This window comes from Streptomyces sp. NPDC020597, from assembly GCF_044335095.1.
Lineage (GTDB): Bacteria > Actinomycetota > Actinomycetes > Streptomycetales > Streptomycetaceae > Streptomyces.
This window is the reverse complement of sequence record NZ_JBIRUL010000028.1, coordinates 1-17,302: the sequence shown is the minus strand read 5'-3', so window position 1 is coordinate 17,302 and position 17,302 is coordinate 1. Positions and strand designations below refer to the sequence as shown.

Below are 17,302 nucleotides of genomic sequence, written 5' to 3'. Positions count from 1 at the left end.
CTGAGCCCCGATTTCACGCACAGTTGCGACAGCCGCCGAGCAGCCCGGCAGGTCGACTAGGCTGGTCAGACTGTCTACAGCCGTCGACGCAGAGGGGAAGCATGTCCGCGCGACACGAGGAGATCGCCGACGAGCTGCGTCGGGCGATCGACCGCGGAGAGTACGCCGTCGGCTCGCGGCTGCCCGCGGAAACCGACCTCGCGGCCCACTACGGAGTCTCCCGCGGCACGGTCCGCCAGGCCGTCGCGGCACTGACCGCCGAGGGGCTCATCGGCTCGCGCCAGGGCGCCCGCCGCGTGGTCCTGGCCAGCCGCCGCAGCCAGAGCTTCGCGGAACTGCGCAGCTTCGCCCAGTGGGCGCGCGCGATGGGCCGCGAGGCGAGCGGCCGGGTGATCGCGCAGGAGTACCGCCGGGCCACCGCCGAGGACGCCGTCCATCTGCAGTTGCGCGCCGGCACGCCGGTACTGCGCGTCCTGAGGCTGCGCGGCCTGGACGGCGAGCCGGTGCTCGTGGAGCGGACCGTGTACGCGGACTGGATCTCCCCGGCCGTCGAGTCGATCGAACCGGACTGCCCCTCGGTGACCCAGCGCCTCCTCGACGACACCGGCCTGGTCTTCGCCTACGGCGAGCACGTCATCGACGCGGTGGCGGCGGGCGCCCGGGACGCCGAGCTCCTCGGCATCCGCCGCACGAGCCCGCTGTTGCGGGTCCGCCGGGTCACGACGACCCGCGAGGGCCGGCCGGTCGAATGGTCGGACGACCGCTACCGCCCGGACGCCGTGAGCTTCAGCGTGCACAACTCGATAGGGAACAACGCCATGGCCCGCAAGACGGCCGAGTAGGCCGGCACCACGCGCCCCGGCGCGGGCCGCCCACCCCCGCCCGGAGCGTGGGCCGGGGCCGCTCAGGTGGGCGAGCCCGCCGAGAAGCGGCGCAGCAGCGGGGAGAGCACCAGCACGGACTTCGTCCGCTCCACGAAGGGCTCGCCCGCGATGCGCTCCAGGACGCGCTCGAAGTGGCGCATGTCGGCGGCGAAGACCTGCGCCACCGCGTCCGCCTCGCCGGTGACGGTGGAGGCGGCGACGACTTCCTGGTAGCGCTCGAGCCCGCGCTGGATGGTCTCCGGGGAGGTGTTGCGCCGGCAGTAGATCTCGACGAACCCCTCGGTCTCCCAGCCGAGGGCCGCGGGGTCGACCCGCACGGTGAAGCCGGTGATGGCGCCGGTGGCCCGCAGCCGGTCAACGCGCCGTTTCACGGCGGGCGCGGACAGGCCGACCAGCTGCCCGATGTCCGCGAAGGAGCGGCGGGCGTCCTCGGCGAGGGCGTGCACGATGCGTTCGTCGAGATCGTTCAGCACAGTGGGTCGTTCACTTCTCAGATGGCGCGGGGGTCGCGAGTCGGGAGCGGCGGTGGCCGTAAAGGAAGTAGAACACGAGCCCGACCGCCATCCAGACACCGAACACCACCCACGTGACGGCCGACAGGCTGCCCATCATCCAGACGCAGAAGCCGAACCCCAGGGCGGGCAGGACCGGGGACAGCGGGACCCGGAAGGTCCGCGGCATCCCGGGACGGGTCCGGCGCAGCACCACGACCGCGATGTTGACGAGGCCGAACGCGAACAGCGTGCCGATGCTGGTCGCGTCCGCGAGCTGACCGAGCGGGACGGCGGCGGCCAGGACTCCGCAGAACAGCGACACGACGATCGTGTTGGCGCGGGGCGTGCCCGTCTTCGGGTGGACCCTGGAGAACAGCTTCGGCACCAGTCCGTCCCGGGACATCGCGAACAGGATGCGGGTCTGGCCGTACAGCACGGTCAGCACGACGCTGGCGATGGCGATGACGGCGCAGAAGGCGAGGAGCGTCCCCCAGAAGGACTGCCCGGTCACCTCGCGCATGATCTGGGTGAGCGCGGCCTCGGAGTCGCCGAACCGCTGCCAGGGCTTGGCGCCGACGGCCACGGCGGCGACGAGTACGTACAGCGCGGTGACGATGACCAGCGAGAGCATGATGGCCCGCGGGAGGTCACGCTGCGCGTTCTTGGCCTCCTCGCCTGCGGTGGAGGCGGCGTCGAAGCCGATGTAGGAGAAGAACAGGGTGGCTCCGGCGGCGCTGACGCCGGCCATGCCCAGCGGCATGAAGTGCGCGTAGTTGCCGGAGCGGAAGCCCTGGACGCCTATCGCGCAGAACAGCACCAGGGCGGCGATCTTCACCGCGACCATGACGGTGTTGGCCCGCGCCGACTCCCGCGCGCCGCCGAGCAGGAACGCCATGGCGAGCAGGACGACGACGAGGGCGGGCAGGTTGAAGACGCCGCCGTCGCCGGGGGGAGCGGACAGCACGTCCGGGATGGTCACGCCGATCGTCCCGTCGAGCAGCTCGTTGAGGTACTCGCCCCAGCCGACGGCGACGGCGGCGACCGAGACGCCGTACTCCAGCACCAGACACCAGCCGCAGATCCAGGCGATCAGCTCGCCCATCGTCGCGTACGCATACGAGTACGAGGAGCCGGCGACCGGGATCGTGCCGGCCAGCTCGGCGTAGGACAGCGCGGAGAAGAGGGCCGTGAGACCGGCGATCACGAAGGAGAGGGTGACGGCCGGACCGGCCTTGGGGACGGCTTCCCCGAGGACGACGAAGATGCCGGTGCCGAGGGTGGCGCCGATGCTGATCATGGTGAGCTGCCACAGTCCGAGAGTGCGCCTCAGGGCCCCTCCGTCCCCCTGACCGCCCTCGGCCACCAGGCGTTCCACGGGCTTGCGCCGCATGAGCCGCGCGACGGCCCCCGGGGGCGCCGAAGCGGTGTGACTGCTCTGCTGCGCGGGTGCGCCTTGGTCGAGCACGCGGGGACTCCTTCGTCGCTGTCTCTCGGCACGACGGGGGCCGGCGGCTCACCTGCGCGAGCAGGAACCCACCGAGCGGGGTCCCCGCCACGCCACGTACAGCGCACGACCCTATGAGCAGGGCCGTAGCACTCGTAATGCTGCAATCTTGCGCACACACGCAAGATCGTTGCGTCTGTCCCCCAGCCGTGCCTGTTCATTGCGCGACCGCCGAAAACCCCCGGGGGAACGCGCGGGGCGCCTGTTCACCGCCGGATTGCGAAGCCCCGAGGGGACGCGCGGGGCGCCTGTTCACGCCGGGCGGCACGACGCTGTCGAAGGGGCGCGGGGAACTGCGCGACCAGCCCCCACCGGCCCGCACCCGATTCCCGACCCGACCGCCCGCCAACCGCCCCACCCGCGGAGCGCCCCGCGCCCCGCGGAGCTACCAGCTGGCGTGCAGCGGCTTGCCCTCCGCGTAGCCGGCCGCGCTCTGGATCCCCACGACGGCCCGCTCCGCGAACTCCTCGAGGGAGCCGGCGCCGGCGTAGGTGCAGGAGGAGCGGACGCCCGCCACGATCGAGTCCACCAGGTCCTCGACGCCCGGGCGGGCGGGGTCGAGGAACATGCGGGAGGTGGAGATGCCCTCCTCGAACAGCGCCTTTCGGGCACGGTCGTAGGCGGACTCCTCCGAGGTGCGGTTGCGGACCGCCCGCGCGGAGGCCATGCCGAAGGACTCCTTGTAGGGACGGCCGTTCGCGTCGTGCTGGAGGTCGCCCGGGGACTCGTAGGTGCCCGCGAACCAGGACCCGACCATGACGTTGGAAGCGCCCGCGGCGAGCGCCATGGCGACGTCGCGCGGGTGGCGGACGCCGCCGTCGGCCCACACGTGCTTGCCGTGCCTGCGCGCCTCGGCCGCGCACTCCAGGACGGCCGAGAACTGCGGCCGGCCCACGCCCGTCATCATGCGGGTGGTGCACATGGCGCCGGGGCCGACGCCGACCTTGATGATGTCGGCGCCCGCCTCGATCAGATCCCTGACGCCCTCGGCCGAGACGATGTTGCCGGCGACGATCGGCACCTGCGGGTCGAGCGCGCGCACCGTGCGGACGGCGCTGATCATCGACTCCTGGTGACCGTGCGCGGTGTCGATGACGAGCGTGTCCACGCCCGCGTCGAGCAACTGCTTGGCCTTGCCCGCGACGTCGCCGTTGATCCCGACGGCCGCGGCGATGCGCAGCTTGCCCTGGGCGTCGACGGCCGGCGTGTACAGGGTGGCGCGCAGGGCGCCCTTGCGGGTCAGGATGCCGGCGAGCTTGCCCTCGCGGTCGACGGCGGGGGCGTAGCGCCGGTTGGCCGCGTCCAGGGTGTTGAAGGCCTCGCGCGGGTCGATGCCGGCGTCCAGGAGCAGCAGGTCGCGCGACATGACGACCTCGAGCTGCGTGAATCGGTCGACGCCGGTGAGGTCCGCGTCGGTGACGACGCCGACGGGACGGAAGTCGTCGTCGACGACGACGCCCGCGTTGTGCGCGCGCTTGGGCAGCAAGGCGAGGGCGTCGGCCACCGTCTGGTGCGGGGCGAGCACGATGGGGGTGTCCAGCACCAGGTGCCGGCTCTTGACCCAGCCGACGACGTCGGCGACGACGTCGATGGGGATGTCCTGCGGAATGACCACGAGCCCGCCGCGCCGGGCCATGGTCTCGGCCATGCGGCGGCCCGCGACGGCGGTCATGTTGGCGACGACCAGCGGGATCGTGGTGCCCGTGCCGTCCGGAGCGGAGAGGTCCACGCTCTGCCGCGACCCGACGGCGCTGCGGCTCGGCACCATGAAGACGTCGTCGTAGGTGAGGTCGTGGGCGGGCTGGATGTCGTTGAGGAAACGCACGTGCTGCACATCCCGGTAGATCAGAGGTGACCCCCGGACAGGTCAGCCAGGGGGATAAGCACGTACTTCATTCTCCCACGGAGGCGGCGATGTGATGCCCGGACGGAACGTCCAAGCAGCTCACCGGGGTGTTAGGAGGATCCTCCGAGAGCGAGCACGACCGACAGCGCGGGAGTCCGGTCCGCCGCCGAGGCGAACACCTCCTGCGCGATCTCCCACTCCTCGGGCCGCGTCGCGGCGTACGGCCGCCAGTTCCGCACGACCACCAGCACGGGTCCGGACTCGGGTCCGTCCGGCAGGGCGGTGAGGCTCTCGGCGAGAGCGTCCCAGTTGCGCGCGAACCGGTCGGACAGCTCCAGGTGCCGGGCGCAGCGGTCCATCAGTTCCGCCTTGTCCCGGACGCCGTCGAGGTCCAGCGTGAGCATGTGCTCCGTCATGCAGGCACCGTCCTGAGCCAGTCGTGGTGGTTGCGGGGAGAGAACGACGGAGGGGGCGGCGCCTGTGGCCGTCCCCCTCCGCCTTCCGTCAGCTCCCGTCCGGGTCGGCCCGGTTGAGTGCCGGCTTGGGCGTCGGCCCCGCCGTCATCAGATAGTCGGCCGCGGAGGTGTCCGTCACCAGGCTGGTGACGAGCCCGGACCGCAGCACGGCGTCGATCGCGGCCGCCTTGCGCTGGCCCCCCGCGATCGCGACGACCTCGGGAATCCTGCGCAACTGGTCCGTCTTGACCGTGATGCACCGCTCCCCGAGGTCGCGTCCGACCCGGCGGCCGTCGGTGTCGAAGAGGTGCGCGGACATCTCCGCTGCGACGCCGAGCGAGGCGTAGTGCGCCCGCTCCTCGTCGCTCAGCATGTCGTGCACCGTCGAGATGCCCGGCTCCCACGAGCCGATGGAGACACAGGCGACCGTGACCTTGTCGAAGTACTCGAAGGCCCGGGCGATCCCGGTCTGGTGGCGCAGCGCGGTCGCGGTGGCCACGTCCGGCAGCAGCATCGGCGCGTAGATGGGGTGCGCGTCGCCGCCGGACACCTGGGCGGCGCGGCGGACGGCCTCGACCGAGCCGCGCTCGGCGGTGCCGGCGTCGTACACGCCCGTCAGCTGCACGACCGTGCAGGGCGGCAGCCGGTCCAGCGCCGCCGCCATGTGGATGGTGGACCGGCCCCAGGCCAGCCCCAGCACGTCCCCTTCTTCGACCAGTTCGCCGAGCAGGTCGGCGGCCACCTCTCCCAGGTTCTCGGGATCCGTGGCCTCCTCGGCCTCGGCCGGGGACTCGACCACGACGGCGTGCCTGAGGCCGTAGCGGGCGCGGAGCGCGTCGGAGCGCTCGGCGTCCAGTTCGGCCGGCACGCGGATCTCGATCCGTACGAGATCCCGTTCGAGAGCGGTCTCCAGCACCCGGGCCACCTTGAAGCGGCTGACGCCGAACTCCTCCGCGATCTGGATCTTGGACTTTCCCTCTAGGTAGAAGCGGCGGGCCATGGCCGCCGCCTGCACCAGCTCAGCGGGTCCCATCCGCATGGCTGACCGGCCCGCCGACATACCCGACACGGCGATCTCCTCACTGCTGTTCACACTCTGGATACGCCGTTCATCCTCGCAGATCCGGCGCAGTTGATCAGCTCTGATGAGAGCCGTTCACATTCCTGTCGGTAACTGGTCGGTTCAGTGGCGGCACGCCCAGGAGGCTCCCTCGGTCGCCCGCTGCGCCTGAGCCCGCAGGCCACGGACGGCCTCGGCCGGGTCGTCGGCCCCGTAGACCGCGGATCCGGCCACGAAGACGTCGGCGCCCGCCTCGGCGCACCGCTCGATCGTCGAGGCCGACACCCCGCCGTCGATCTGCAGCCAGAGGTCGAGTCCGTGCTTGCTGATCAACTCGCGGGTGCGGCGGATCTTCGGCAGCATGATGTCGAGAAAGGCCTGACCCCCGAAGCCCGGTTCGACGGTCATGATCAGCAGCATGTCGAGTTCGGGCAGCAGGTCCTCGTACGGCTCGATGGGCGTCGCGGGCCTGAGCGCCATGGAGGCGCGGGCGCCCTTGGCGCGGATCTCGCGTGCGAGCCGCACCGGCGCGGCGGCCGCCTCGACATGGAAGGTGACGGACGAGGCGCCCGCCTCGACGTAACTCGGGGCCCATCGATCAGGGGCCTCGATCATCAGATGGCAGTCCAGCGGAGTGTCCGTCGCACGGGCCAGTGACTCCACGACCGGCACACCGAGCGTGAGGTTCGGGACGAAATGGTTGTCCATCACGTCGACGTGGAGCCAGTCGGCTCCTTCGACCGCCTTCGCCTCGTCCGCGAGGCGGGCGAAATCGGCGGACAGGATGCTGGGGTTGATCTGCACGGCCATGACCCAAGCCTGCCATGCCCCCGAGGGGTTGCGGGCACCGGTTCCGCGCGAGGAACGTGGTTCGTCGTCCGCGGGCCCGTCCCGGCCGATCGGGCAGGTCCCCGCGCCCGCCACCGGGCGCGGTTCCACACGGCGGCGGAGTGGATCGTGGGGTGGTCATGACCGGGAATCGCGGTGTCGCTCACCTCGTCTGCGGGCGGCGGGCGAAATGGCTGGTGCTGGCGCTGTGGGTGGTGGTGCTGTTCCTGACCGCGCCCTTCGCGCAGAAGCTCGCCGACGCGCAGGACAACGACGCGGCCTCCTGGCTGCCGGGCTCGGCGGAGTCCACCCAGGTCCTGGAGATCTCGAAGGACTTCCGGCCCGAGCAGATCCCCGCCGTCGTGGTCTACGCCCGCGAGGGCGGCCTGACCGCACAGGACCGGGCCGCGATCGAACGGAACGCGGCCGAGCTCCGAGGGCTCGGCGATCACGGCATCCGCGGCGCCGAGACCCGGGGCCCCGTCTACGACCGTGCGGCCGATCCGCGCGCGGCGCAGATCTTCGTGCCCATCACCATGGACGAGAGCGGCTGGCAGCGCATCGGCCCGGCCGTCGACTCGATACGTGACGTCGTCGGCGACGGCGGCGCCGGACTGGCCGTGCACATCACCGGCCCCGGCGGCACGTCGGCGGACTTCTCGAAGGCCTTCGAGGGCATCGACTCCACGCTGCTGGTGTCGGCGATGGCGGTGGTCGTCGTCATGCTCCTGATCACGTACCGCAGTCCCAGCCTGCTCCTCGTCCCGGTGATCGGCGTGGTCGCCGCCCTGTTCACCGCGCAGGCGCTCATCTACTTCCTCGCCCAGCACGCGGGCCTCACGGTCAACGGGCAGAGTGCCGGCATCCTGACCGTACTGGTGTTCGGCGCGGGCACCGACTACGCCCTGCTGCTGGTGGCCCGCTACCGGGAGGAGCTGCGCCGTCACGAGGACCGTCACGAGGCGATGGCCCTGGCCCTGCACCGTGCGGGCCCCGCGGTGCTGGCGTCGGGCGCGACGGTCGTGCTGAGCATGCTGGTGCTGCTGGCCGCCGAGATGAACTCCACCCGCGGCCTCGGCCCGGTCGCCGCCATCGGGGTGGCGGTGGCGCTGATCGCGATGGTGACGCTCTTCCCGGCGTTGCTCGTCATCTGCGGCCGCTGGATCTTCTGGCCGGTGATCCCGCGCTTCGGCTCGGACGAACCGACCGAGCGCGGCATCTGGGCCCGCACGGGCCGCGGTCTCGCCCGCCGCCCGCGTATGACCTGGGCCGTGACGGCTCTCGTGCTGGCGGTCTGCTCGCTCGGCCTGATCCAGCTGCGCGCGGAGGGCATCAGCAACGCCGACGCCTTCACCGGCCCGCCGGACTCGATCACCGGCCAGAAGGTGTCGGGCCGGTACTTCCCCGCCGGCAGCGGGGATCCGCTGATGATCGTCTCCGACCTGGACCGGGCCGGACAGGTGCGCCGGGCCGTGGCCACGACGGAAGGCGTCGTGCCGACCTCCCTCGGTGTGCCGCCGGGCGCGAAACCCGTCCACGAGGGCCGGGTGCTCCTCGAGGCGACCATGACCGCGCCGTCGGACAGCGAGGCCGCGAAGCAGACCGTGGAGCGGGTCAGGGACGCGGTGCACGAGGTGCCCGACGCCGACGCCCTGGTGGGCGGCGGCACGGCGGCCCTGCTGGACATGGACAAGGCGACCACGCACGACAACCTCGTGATCATTCCGCTGGTCCTGGTCGTGGTCCTGCTGATCCTCTGCGGGCTGCTGCGCGCCCTGATCGCCCCGCTGGTGCTGGTGGGGACGGTGATCCTGTCCTTCGCCGCGGCCCTCGGCATCAGCGCGCTGGCGTTCCGCCATGTCTTCGACTACGCGGGCGAGGCGACCGACTTCCCGCTGTTCGTCTTCGTGTTCCTGGTGGCCCTGGGCATCGACTACAACATCTTCCTGACCACCCGCATCCGCGAGGAGGCCGCCCGGCAGGGCACCCGCGCGGGCGTGGTGACGGGCCTGGCCGCGACCGGGGCCGTGATCACCTCGGCGGGCCTGGTGCTGGCCGGCACCTTCGCCGCCCTCGGCACACTGCCGATGGTCGCCTTCGCGGAGATCGGCTTCGCGGTGGCCCTGGGCGTGCTCCTGGACACCTTCATCGTGCGGTCGGTGCTGGTCACCTCGCTGTTCCTGGACATCGGACCGAAGGTGTGGTGGCCGCACCGGCTGTCCCGGGAGCCGGCCGGGCATCCGGAGCCGGTCCGGGGACGGTCCGGGGGCGACGAGCACTCCGAGGCGGTCCGGAACGACGAGCCCTTTGCATGACCATGCGAGTTCATGCATAATCTTCCTATGTCCAAGGTCCTCACCTCCCTTCCCGCCGGCGAGCCCGTCGGCATCGCCTTCTCCGGCGGGCTCGACACCTCCGTCGCGGTCGCGTGGATGCGCGACAAGGGCGCCGTCCCGTGCACCTACACCGCCGACATCGGCCAGTACGACGAGCCCGACATCGCGTCGGTGCCCGGCCGCGCGAAGACCTACGGCGCCGAGATCGCGCGCCTGGTCGACTGCCGCGCCGCGCTCGTCGAGGAGGGCCTGGCCGCGCTCACCTGCGGGGCGTTCCACATCCGCTCGGGCGGGCGCGCCTACTTCAACACCACGCCCCTGGGCCGTGCCGTGACCGGCACCCTCCTGGTCCGCGCGATGCTGGAGGACGACGTCCAGATCTGGGGCGACGGCTCGACCTTCAAGGGCAACGACATCGAGCGGTTCTACCGCTACGGCCTGCTCGCCAACCCGCATCTGCGCATCTACAAGCCCTGGCTGGACGCGGACTTCGTGACCGAGCTCGGCGGCCGCAAGGAGATGTCGGAGTGGCTCGTCGCCCACGACCTGCCCTACCGGGACAGCACGGAGAAGGCGTACTCCACCGACGCCAACATCTGGGGCGCCACCCATGAGGCGAAGACCCTCGAGCACCTGGACACCGGCGTCGAGACCGTCGAGCCCATCATGGGCGTCCGGTTCTGGGACCCGTCGGTGCACATCGCCGCCGAGGACGTGACGATCGGCTTCGACCAGGGCCGCCCGGTGACGGTCAACGGCAAGGAGTTCGCCTCCCCCGTCGACCTGGTGATGGAGGCCAACGCGATCGGCGGCCGGCACGGCCTCGGCATGTCCGACCAGATCGAGAACCGCATCATCGAGGCCAAGAGCCGCGGCATCTACGAGGCGCCCGGCATGGCCCTGCTGCACGCGGCCTACGAGCGCCTGGTCAACGCGATCCACAACGAGGACACCGTCGCCCAGTACCACAACGAGGGCCGGCGCCTCGGCCGCCTCATGTACGAGGGCCGCTGGCTGGACCCGCAGGCGCTGATGATCCGCGAGTCGCTCCAGCGCTGGGTCGGCGCGGCCGTCACCGGCGAGGTGACCCTGCGGCTGCGGCGCGGCGAGGACTACTCGCTCCTCGACACCACCGGCCCGGCGTTCAGCTACCACCCGGACAAGCTGTCGATGGAGCGCACCGAGGACTCCGCGTTCGGCCCGGTGGACCGGATCGGCCAGCTCACCATGCGCAACCTGGACATCGCCGACTCCCGGGCCAAGCTCGAGCAGTACGCCGGCCTCGGTCTCATCGGCACCGGCAGCCCCGCCATCGGCGCGGCCCAGGCGGCCGCGACCGGCCTCATCGGCACCATGCCGGAGATGCCGGAGGGCGGCGCCGAGGCGATCGCGTCCCGCGGCGAGGTCTCCGAGGACGACGCGCTGCTGGACCGCGCGGCCATGGAGTTCGGCACCGACTGACCCCGGCAGGGGCGCCCGCACACGCGAAGGGCCGGCCGCACACCCACGGTGTGCGGCCGGCCCTTCGCGCGACCCCCTACGGACCTCGGCCCGCCCTGCGCCCTCCGCACGGCTCGCGCGGAGCTCAGCCCGTCTTCCTGATCAAGGCCAGGTACATGGCGTCCGTGCCGTGCAGATGCGGCCACAGCTGGACGTCCGGCCCCTCGCCCAGCGCCGGCACGCCCGGCAGCAGCGGCCGCGCGTCGATCAGCTCTGCCTGCGGGTACTGCTTGAGGACGTCGGAGACCACCGCCCGGGTCTCGGCGAGATGCGGCGAGCAGGTGGCGTAGCCGACCACGCCGCCGACCCGGACGGACTCCAGCGCGGTCCGCAGCAGTCCGCGCTGCAGGGGGGCGAACCCGTCGAGGTCCTCCGGCCGACGCCGCCACCGCGCCTCGGGCCGCCTGCGCAGGGCGCCGAGACCCGTGCACGGCACGTCCATCAGCACCCGGTCGAAGGACCCCGGCCGCCACGGCGGACGCGTGCCGTCCGCGGCGATGACCTGCGAGGGCCCCGGATTGCCGGCCAGGGCCTTGGCGACCAGTCCCGCCCGGTGCGGCTGCTTCTCGGCGGCGAGCAGCACGGCTCCCCGCTGGGCGGCGAGAGCGGCGAGCAGCGCGGCCTTGCCGCCGGGCCCGGCACAGCCGTCCAGCCACTTCGTGTCCGGACCGTCGAGCGGCGCGGCGGCCAGGGCCAGCGCCACGAGCTGACTGCCCTCGTCCTGCACCCCCGCCCGCCCGTCCCGCACGGCGTCGATGGCGCCGGGCTCGCCGCCCTCGGAGAGCCGCACGGCGTACGGCGACCAGCGCCCGGCGACCGCCGCGTCCTCCCGGAGCAGCTCCTCGGTCGTGGCGCGGCCGGGCCGGGCGACGAGCGTCACCTCGGGCCGCTCGTTGTCGGCCTCCAGCAGTTCCTCGATGCCGGCCCGCCCGCCGCCGAGGGAGTCCCACAGCGCGGAGACCACCCAGCGCGGGTGCGAGTGCACGACGGCGAGGTGGTCCTCGGGGTCGTCGTCGTAGGGCGGCGCGACCTTCTCGATCCACTCGTCCAGATCGTGCTGGGCGACCTTGCGCAGCACGGCGTTGACGAACTTGGCGCGCCCGTCACCGAGCACGACCCGCGCGAGGTCCACCGAGGCGGACACGGCCGCATGGGTCGGGATGCGCGTCCCCAGCAACTGGTGCACACCGAGGCTCAGGACGTCGAGGACCGGCGGATCCACCTCGCGCAGCGGCCGGTCGACGCACGCGGAGATGACGGCGTCGTACGTCCCCTGCCGGCGCAGCGTCCCGTAGACCAACTCGGTTGCGAGGGCCGCGTCGCGCCCGTCGAACTTCTCGGGCCCCTCCTTCTCGCGTGCCTTGCGCAGCAGCGGCGGCAGCACGAGGTTGGCGTAGGCGTCCCGTTCGTCCACGGCACGCAGGGCCTCGAAGGCCAGCAGACGGACGGGGTCCTTCTGGGGCCGGCGGTAGGGCTTGCCCGGCTTACGGGGACGTTGGGGCTGCTCGCTCACGAGAAAGGTGCTCCGGGTGGCAGAAGGGAAAGGTGCGTCGAGAAAGCGCGTCGGGAAGGAGGTGGAGCGCGGCGGCTCGGTGCGGCGCGCCGCACCGGCGGGGACGTCGGCAAAGCCGCGTCCTGAGGGGGAGACGGGCGGGGGAGAACGGTGCGTCCAGCGTACGTCGGCGGCCGGGGCTACGCCCCGACGGCCTCTTCGTCCCCGATCCGGACGCCCCGCGCCCAGTCGGCGGCGCGCATCGGCTTCTTCCCCTGCGCCTGCACCCACAGCAGCTCGACGGCGTAGGAACCGGTGCCGACGTGCACGCTGTTCTTGCCGACGGCGAGCGCGCCCGGAGCGAGGTCGGTCCGCTCGGGGACGGGCCGGACCTGGATGAGCTTGAGCCGTTCGCCGCGGAAGGTGGTCCACGCCCCGGGAGCCGGGGTGCAGCCCCTCACCACGCGGTCGACGCGCAGGGCCGGCGTGGCCCAGTCGACCTGGGCGTCCTCGACGGTGATCTTCGGCGCGAGGGTGATCCCGTCGGCAGGCTGCGGCACGGCCTGGAGGGTGCCGTCCTCGATCCCGTCCATGGTCGCGGCGAGGAGCCCGCTCCCGGCGAAGGCGAGCCGCGTGAGCAGGTCGCCGCTGGTGTCGGTGGGGCGGATCTCTTCCGTGACCGTCCCGTACACCGGCCCCGAGTCGAGCCCTTCCTCGATGAGGAAGGTGGAGGCGCCGGTGATCTCGTCCCCGGCCATGACGGCGTGCTGCACCGGAGCTGCGCCGCGCCAGGCGGGCAGCAGCGAGAAGTGCAGGTTGACCCATCCACGCGCCGGGACGTCCAGCGCCACGCGGGGCAGCAACGCCCCGTAGGCCACGACGGGACAGCAGTCGGGCGCGATCTGCCGCAACCGCTCCAGGAACTCCGGCTCCCTCGGCCTCCCGGGCTTCAGCACCTCGATGCCGGCCTCCTCGGCCCTCTGGGCCACGGGCGAGGCGACCAGCCTGCGTCCCCGCCCGGACGGCGCGTCGGGTCGCGTGACGACGGCGGCCACCTCGTGCCGCCCGGAGGCGATGAGAGCGTCCAGGGCGGGAACGGCGACCTCGGGGGTACCGGCGAACACGAGCTTCATGAGTGGGCGGCGCCTCTCGAAAGGACGAACGACGGGCAACGCACAAGTTTATGCCGCCCGCGAAGCCCCGGAACCCGGCCGACCCGGCCGCCCGGCCCGGCCCGACGGGGGGCGTACGCATATGCCCATACGCCCCCACACCGTGACCAGCGGAGCACACCCGCGTTGGTCAAGAAAGAGTTGACACACCTTCTTCAACGCCGGTTCGAGAGGCTTGTTCATGGCCGACCATGCAACCCACGACGCCCAGGCCCGGGCCAGCCTGCACTTGCTGGTGCGGGACATCGAGCGCGTCCGCCGGCAGGTGGACGCACTGCGCACCCTCACCGCGCAGCTGGGCAACGTCTACCGCCCCCGCCGCTCCGGCCCCTCCACGGGCTTCGTCGTCTACGGGCGCGCCCCCGCCCCGACGGTCCGCCTCGCCCAGGAACTGCGGGACAGCGTCGAGACGCTGGTGACCGCGGCGGTGGACTTCGACCGTTCGCTGGGTTTCTCCTGGGACGCGGTGGGTTCCGCGCTCGGGGTCACCAAGCAGGCGGTGCACCGCCGTTACGGCGCCCGCCGCGCAGCCGCCGCCCAGTCGGCCACCGTCGAGGCGGAGCGCCCGGCGGAACCGGCCGGTGCGCGCACGGTCAGCGTGACCACGAGCATCCCCACCGTTCCCACGGTCCCCGCCGCCCGCTCGATGCCGACCCAGCCGACGGCCGGCAGCCCGTCCCTGCGCGACGAGGTGAGACCGACCGCCTTCCCCGGCCCCCGCAACGGCTGACGCGGCCACCGCACCTCCCCCACCCCACCTGCCCTCTCGGCCCCCTCCGAGAGGGCAGTCGCATGCCGCCGCCACGGATGCCGGCCCGCCGCCCCCCCGGTGCCGGGCGTGGCCCACCCCTCCCGCGTGCCTCTCCTGTGCCGCTCCCCCGTGCCGCGCCGCCGTCGGCCCTCGCCCTGACGGCCGTCACGCCGAACGCTCCCGCAGGGCGTGGCGGGTCGGACGCTCGCCGAGGCCCGCCCCGCCCCCGGGCCGGAACCCGAGCCCGACACCGGCCCTGCTACCGCGGCCCACCGCCGCCCGCCACCGCGCCGGCCGCACCACCTTCGAGCCGCCCACCACGGCCGCACGCACGCCCGAAGAACCCCCACCACGGCCGCACGCACCACCGAAGAACCCCCGCCCCGGGCCCTTTCCTTCACCCGATGTCGGGTGGGTCGATCCGCACCCGGACGGTCTCGTCCGCGCCCCGCCCGGAACGCCCCACGCCGCCCGTCCGGGCCATCCGTGCCGCCTGCGCCGCCTTCAAGGCGGCGGCGAGTGCGGCCCCGCTCCCCGGCGGCACCCGGATCAGCGCCCGCTCCCACTGCTCCCCGGGCGGCGGCGCCCCCGGACGGCGGGGCCGCCCTGCCGGCTCGGGCGGTACCGGGACCGGCCCCAGCACCTCCGCCTCGCCGGGCAGATCCACGGCGGCGAGGAACGCGGTCACCGCTTCCGCCGCGCCCGACACCGCCGCCATCCGCGACACCGGCGGAAAGCCCAGCTCGGCCCGCTCGGCGAGCTCCCGCACCGCGTGTCCCACGGGATCCCAGCGCACCAGCGCCTGCACGGGCCGCAACGTCGGCTCGGCGACGACGACCACTGTCCCGCCCTCGCCCTGCGGCCGCACCAGGGCGGCGGCGGCGACCCAGCGGCGCAACGCGTCCTCCCCGGCCCGCAGGTCGGGCCGGCCCAGCATGGCCCAGCCGTCCAGCAGCAGGGCCGCCGCGTACCCGCCCTCGGCGACCGGCTCGGCGCCCGGCGTGGACACCACGAGCGCGGGCGCCCCCGGCACGGTGTCCAGCACGTGCTCGCGCCCTGACGTCCGCACCGGAACGGCGGGGAACGCCCGCCCCAGCTCCTCCGCCGTCCGCCGTGCGCCCACGACCTGAGCCCGCAGGCGGAACGAGCCGCATTCGGGACAGTGCCAGGCCCTCTCCTCGCGTCCGCACCAGCCGCACCACAGAGCGCCGCCGGCGCCGCCGTCCCGCGCCTCCAGCGGTCCAAAACAGTGCCGGCACCGGGCGGCGGCCCGGCACTGCGCGCAGGCCATGCGCGGCACGTACCCGCGCCGGGGCACCTGGACCAGCACCGGACCGTTCTTCAGCCCCTCCCGGACCGCCTGCCAGGCGAGGGTCGGCAGCCGGGCGGCCCGCGCCGCCTCGTCCCGGGCGAGATCCTGGTCGCCCACGGTCCGCACCAGCGGAGCGGTGCGCCGCACCTGCTCCCGCGGGGCGACCAACGGCCGGGCCCACCCGCTCTCGACGAGCTGCGCGCCCTCCACGGTGCAGCTCCAGCCGCCCATCAGGAACCCGCACCTGTCCTGAGCCGCCCTCAGCAGCAGCACCTCCCGCGCGTGGGGCTGCGGCGCGTGCAGCTCGCTGTGGCTGTCGTCGCCGTCGTCCCAGAGGGCGAGCAGTCCGAGGTCCTGGACCGGCGCGAACATGGCGGCGCGGGTCCCGACGACCGCCCGCACCGAGCCGCGGCGCACGGCGAGCCACTCCCGGTACCGCTTCTCGGGACCGGCGTCCGCGGTGAGCAGGGCGTGCCGCCCCGCCCCGAGCACTGCCGTCAGCGCCGCGTCGACACGGGCCGCGGCCCGTCCGTCGGGGACGACGACCAGCGCTCCGCGCCCCGAGGCGAGTGTCGCGGCGACCGCCCGCGCCAGCTCCTCGCTCCACTCGGGCCCGGGGAGCGCGTTCCACACCGCGCGCGGCGCGCCGCCGGACGCCAGGGACTCGAGGAACGCGCCCCCGCGCTCGTACCGGTCCCAGGAACCGGGCGCGGGCGGGGCGGGCGGCGGCGACGGCTCGGGCGAGGGCCGCTGCTCGGCCCGGGCGTTGCGCGGGGGGACGGCGAGCTGCAGCACGTCGGCCAGGCTCCCGGCGTACCGGTCGGCGACGGCCCGCGCCAGCCCCAGCAGCTCCTGGCTCAGCACCCGTTCGGGCGACACCACCTGGGCGAGCGCCGCGAGCGGCCCGGAGTAGTCGGACGCGGCGCGCCGCTCGACGAGGAAGCCGTCGATGAGACCCCCGCCCTCGCGGCGTCCCTCCCGCACCCGCCCGCGCCCTGCTCCGAAGCGCACCCGCACCCGCACTCCCGGCTGGGCGTCGGCGTCGAGTTCGGCCGGCACGGCGTAGTCGAAGTACCTGTCCAGATGCAGCACGCCCTTGTCGACGAGCACCCGCGCGACCGGCAGCTCCTCGGCCAGCGCGGCCCCCCGCCAGGTCCGGGGCTTGGCCCGTGGCGCCTTGGCCTGCCGGACGCTCTCCCGGATCAGCGCGAGCTGCTCCGGCGGCGCGCCCTCCCCGGCCGCACCACCGCCCCCCTGCCCGTCCTCGCTGCTCACACCTGCATTCTTACCAAACCCCACTGACAACCAAGGGCGCCCCGAAGGCGCCCCCACGTCGTCCTCCCGAGATCAGGCCGGCCGCGGCAGGGGCACTGCCCGGTTTCACCGCACGCCCGAAGGCGCGCTCCACCGAAGTAGCCGCGGCCTTCGCACCGGAAGATCACCAGCCTAGGGAGACCACGCCCCCTGCCGCGAGCCGTTTTCCGCCCCGGCCGCCCCCCCGGCGGGACACGTCGAGGCCCGGCGCTCCAGGGGAGAGCCGGGCCTCGAGGAGTCGCTGAAGCGACCGGCTGCTACAGGCCGGCGGCCTTGCGCAGCGCGTCCACGCGGTCGGTGCGCTCCCACGTGAAGTCGGGCAGCTCGCGGCCGAAGTGGCCGTACGCGGCGGTC

The 17,302-nt window shown here is 73.4% G+C and carries 13 protein-coding genes; 4 read left to right on the top strand and 9 right to left on the bottom strand.

What is annotated here, in order from left to right:
* The first annotated feature begins 101 nt into the window (after positions 1 to 101).
* Positions 102 to 842 (top strand): GntR family transcriptional regulator, encoded by a 741-nt coding sequence (locus ACH4ZA_RS32690; RefSeq protein ID WP_398432873.1) that lies wholly within the window; start codon positions 102 to 104, stop codon positions 840 to 842.
* A 62-nt stretch (positions 843 to 904) separates the two neighbouring features.
* Here the strand turns inward: ACH4ZA_RS32690 and ACH4ZA_RS32685 are convergent, their stop codons facing one another.
* From ACH4ZA_RS32685 to rpe, 6 genes are all read right to left on the bottom strand, one after another.
* On the bottom strand, positions 905 to 1,357 hold the full coding sequence (locus tag ACH4ZA_RS32685; protein WP_020128883.1) for an Lrp/AsnC family transcriptional regulator: 453 nt from the start codon (positions 1,355 to 1,357) through the stop codon (positions 905 to 907).
* 10 nt (positions 1,358 to 1,367) lie between these two features.
* On the bottom strand, positions 1,368 to 2,843 hold the full coding sequence (locus tag ACH4ZA_RS32680) for an amino acid permease (protein WP_398432872.1): 1,476 nt from the start codon (positions 2,841 to 2,843) through the stop codon (positions 1,368 to 1,370).
* A 424-nt stretch (positions 2,844 to 3,267) separates the two neighbouring features.
* Complete coding sequence (locus ACH4ZA_RS32675) at positions 3,268 to 4,707, bottom strand: GuaB1 family IMP dehydrogenase-related protein (protein ID WP_398432930.1); 1,440 nt, start codon at positions 4,705 to 4,707, stop codon at positions 3,268 to 3,270.
* A 131-nt stretch (positions 4,708 to 4,838) separates the two neighbouring features.
* On the bottom strand, positions 4,839 to 5,144 hold the full coding sequence (locus ACH4ZA_RS32670; protein ID WP_398432871.1) for a barstar family protein: 306 nt from the start codon (positions 5,142 to 5,144) through the stop codon (positions 4,839 to 4,841).
* An 88-nt stretch (positions 5,145 to 5,232) separates the two neighbouring features.
* The gene (locus tag ACH4ZA_RS32665) at positions 5,233 to 6,276 is read right to left on the bottom strand and encodes a sugar-binding transcriptional regulator (protein ID WP_398432869.1); all 1,044 of its coding nucleotides are present in this window, start codon (positions 6,274 to 6,276) and stop codon (positions 5,233 to 5,235) included.
* A gap of 90 nt (positions 6,277 to 6,366) precedes the next feature.
* The gene (gene rpe / locus ACH4ZA_RS32660) at positions 6,367 to 7,053 is read right to left on the bottom strand and encodes a ribulose-phosphate 3-epimerase (protein WP_398432868.1); all 687 of its coding nucleotides are present in this window, start codon (positions 7,051 to 7,053) and stop codon (positions 6,367 to 6,369) included.
* Between the two features lie 158 nt (positions 7,054 to 7,211).
* Here rpe and ACH4ZA_RS32655 point away from each other — a divergent pair, with 158 nt between their 5' ends.
* Positions 7,212 to 9,386: an MMPL family transporter gene (locus tag ACH4ZA_RS32655; protein WP_398432867.1), complete on the top strand. Its 2,175-nt coding sequence runs from the start codon at positions 7,212 to 7,214 to the stop codon at positions 9,384 to 9,386.
* Positions 9,387 to 9,413: 27 nt separating this feature from the next.
* A complete protein-coding gene (gene argG / locus ACH4ZA_RS32650; protein WP_398432866.1) occupies positions 9,414 to 10,868 on the top strand; it encodes an argininosuccinate synthase in 1,455 nt (484 codons plus the stop codon).
* 124 nt (positions 10,869 to 10,992) lie between these two features.
* Here argG and ACH4ZA_RS32645 read toward each other — a convergent pair whose 3' ends face one another.
* A complete protein-coding gene (locus ACH4ZA_RS32645) occupies positions 10,993 to 12,420 on the bottom strand; it encodes an RsmB/NOP family class I SAM-dependent RNA methyltransferase (RefSeq protein WP_398432864.1) in 1,428 nt (475 codons plus the stop codon).
* 179 nt (positions 12,421 to 12,599) lie between these two features.
* On the bottom strand, positions 12,600 to 13,532 hold the full coding sequence (gene fmt, locus ACH4ZA_RS32640; RefSeq protein ID WP_398432863.1) for a methionyl-tRNA formyltransferase: 933 nt from the start codon (positions 13,530 to 13,532) through the stop codon (positions 12,600 to 12,602).
* Between the two features lie 220 nt (positions 13,533 to 13,752).
* Here fmt and ACH4ZA_RS32635 point away from each other — a divergent pair, with 220 nt between their 5' ends.
* A complete protein-coding gene (locus tag ACH4ZA_RS32635; RefSeq protein WP_398432862.1) occupies positions 13,753 to 14,301 on the top strand; it encodes a hypothetical protein in 549 nt (182 codons plus the stop codon).
* A gap of 418 nt (positions 14,302 to 14,719) precedes the next feature.
* Here the strand turns inward: ACH4ZA_RS32635 and ACH4ZA_RS32630 are convergent, their stop codons facing one another.
* Positions 14,720 to 16,909 carry a primosomal protein N' gene (locus ACH4ZA_RS32630; protein ID WP_398432861.1) on the bottom strand — a complete coding sequence of 730 codons (2,190 nt, stop codon included), beginning with the start codon at positions 16,907 to 16,909 and terminating at the stop codon, positions 14,720 to 14,722.
* Between the last annotated feature and the right edge of the window lie 393 nt (positions 16,910 to 17,302).

Excerpts from the sequence above, each read along its gene's own strand:
- ACH4ZA_RS32690 (WP_398432873.1), top strand. The coding sequence starts at position 102 with ATGTCCGCGCGACACGAGGAGATCGCCGACGAGCTGCGTCGGGCGATC.
- ACH4ZA_RS32670 (WP_398432871.1), bottom strand. The coding sequence starts at position 5,144 with ATGACGGAGCACATGCTCACGCTGGACCTCGACGGCGTCCGGGACAAG.
- rpe (WP_398432868.1), bottom strand. The coding sequence starts at position 7,053 with ATGGCCGTGCAGATCAACCCCAGCATCCTGTCCGCCGATTTCGCCCGC.
- ACH4ZA_RS32655 (WP_398432867.1), top strand. The coding sequence starts at position 7,212 with ATGACCGGGAATCGCGGTGTCGCTCACCTCGTCTGCGGGCGGCGGGCG.
- argG (WP_398432866.1), top strand. The coding sequence starts at position 9,414 with ATGTCCAAGGTCCTCACCTCCCTTCCCGCCGGCGAGCCCGTCGGCATC.
- fmt (WP_398432863.1), bottom strand. The coding sequence starts at position 13,532 with ATGAAGCTCGTGTTCGCCGGTACCCCCGAGGTCGCCGTTCCCGCCCTG.
- ACH4ZA_RS32635 (WP_398432862.1), top strand. The coding sequence starts at position 13,753 with ATGGCCGACCATGCAACCCACGACGCCCAGGCCCGGGCCAGCCTGCAC.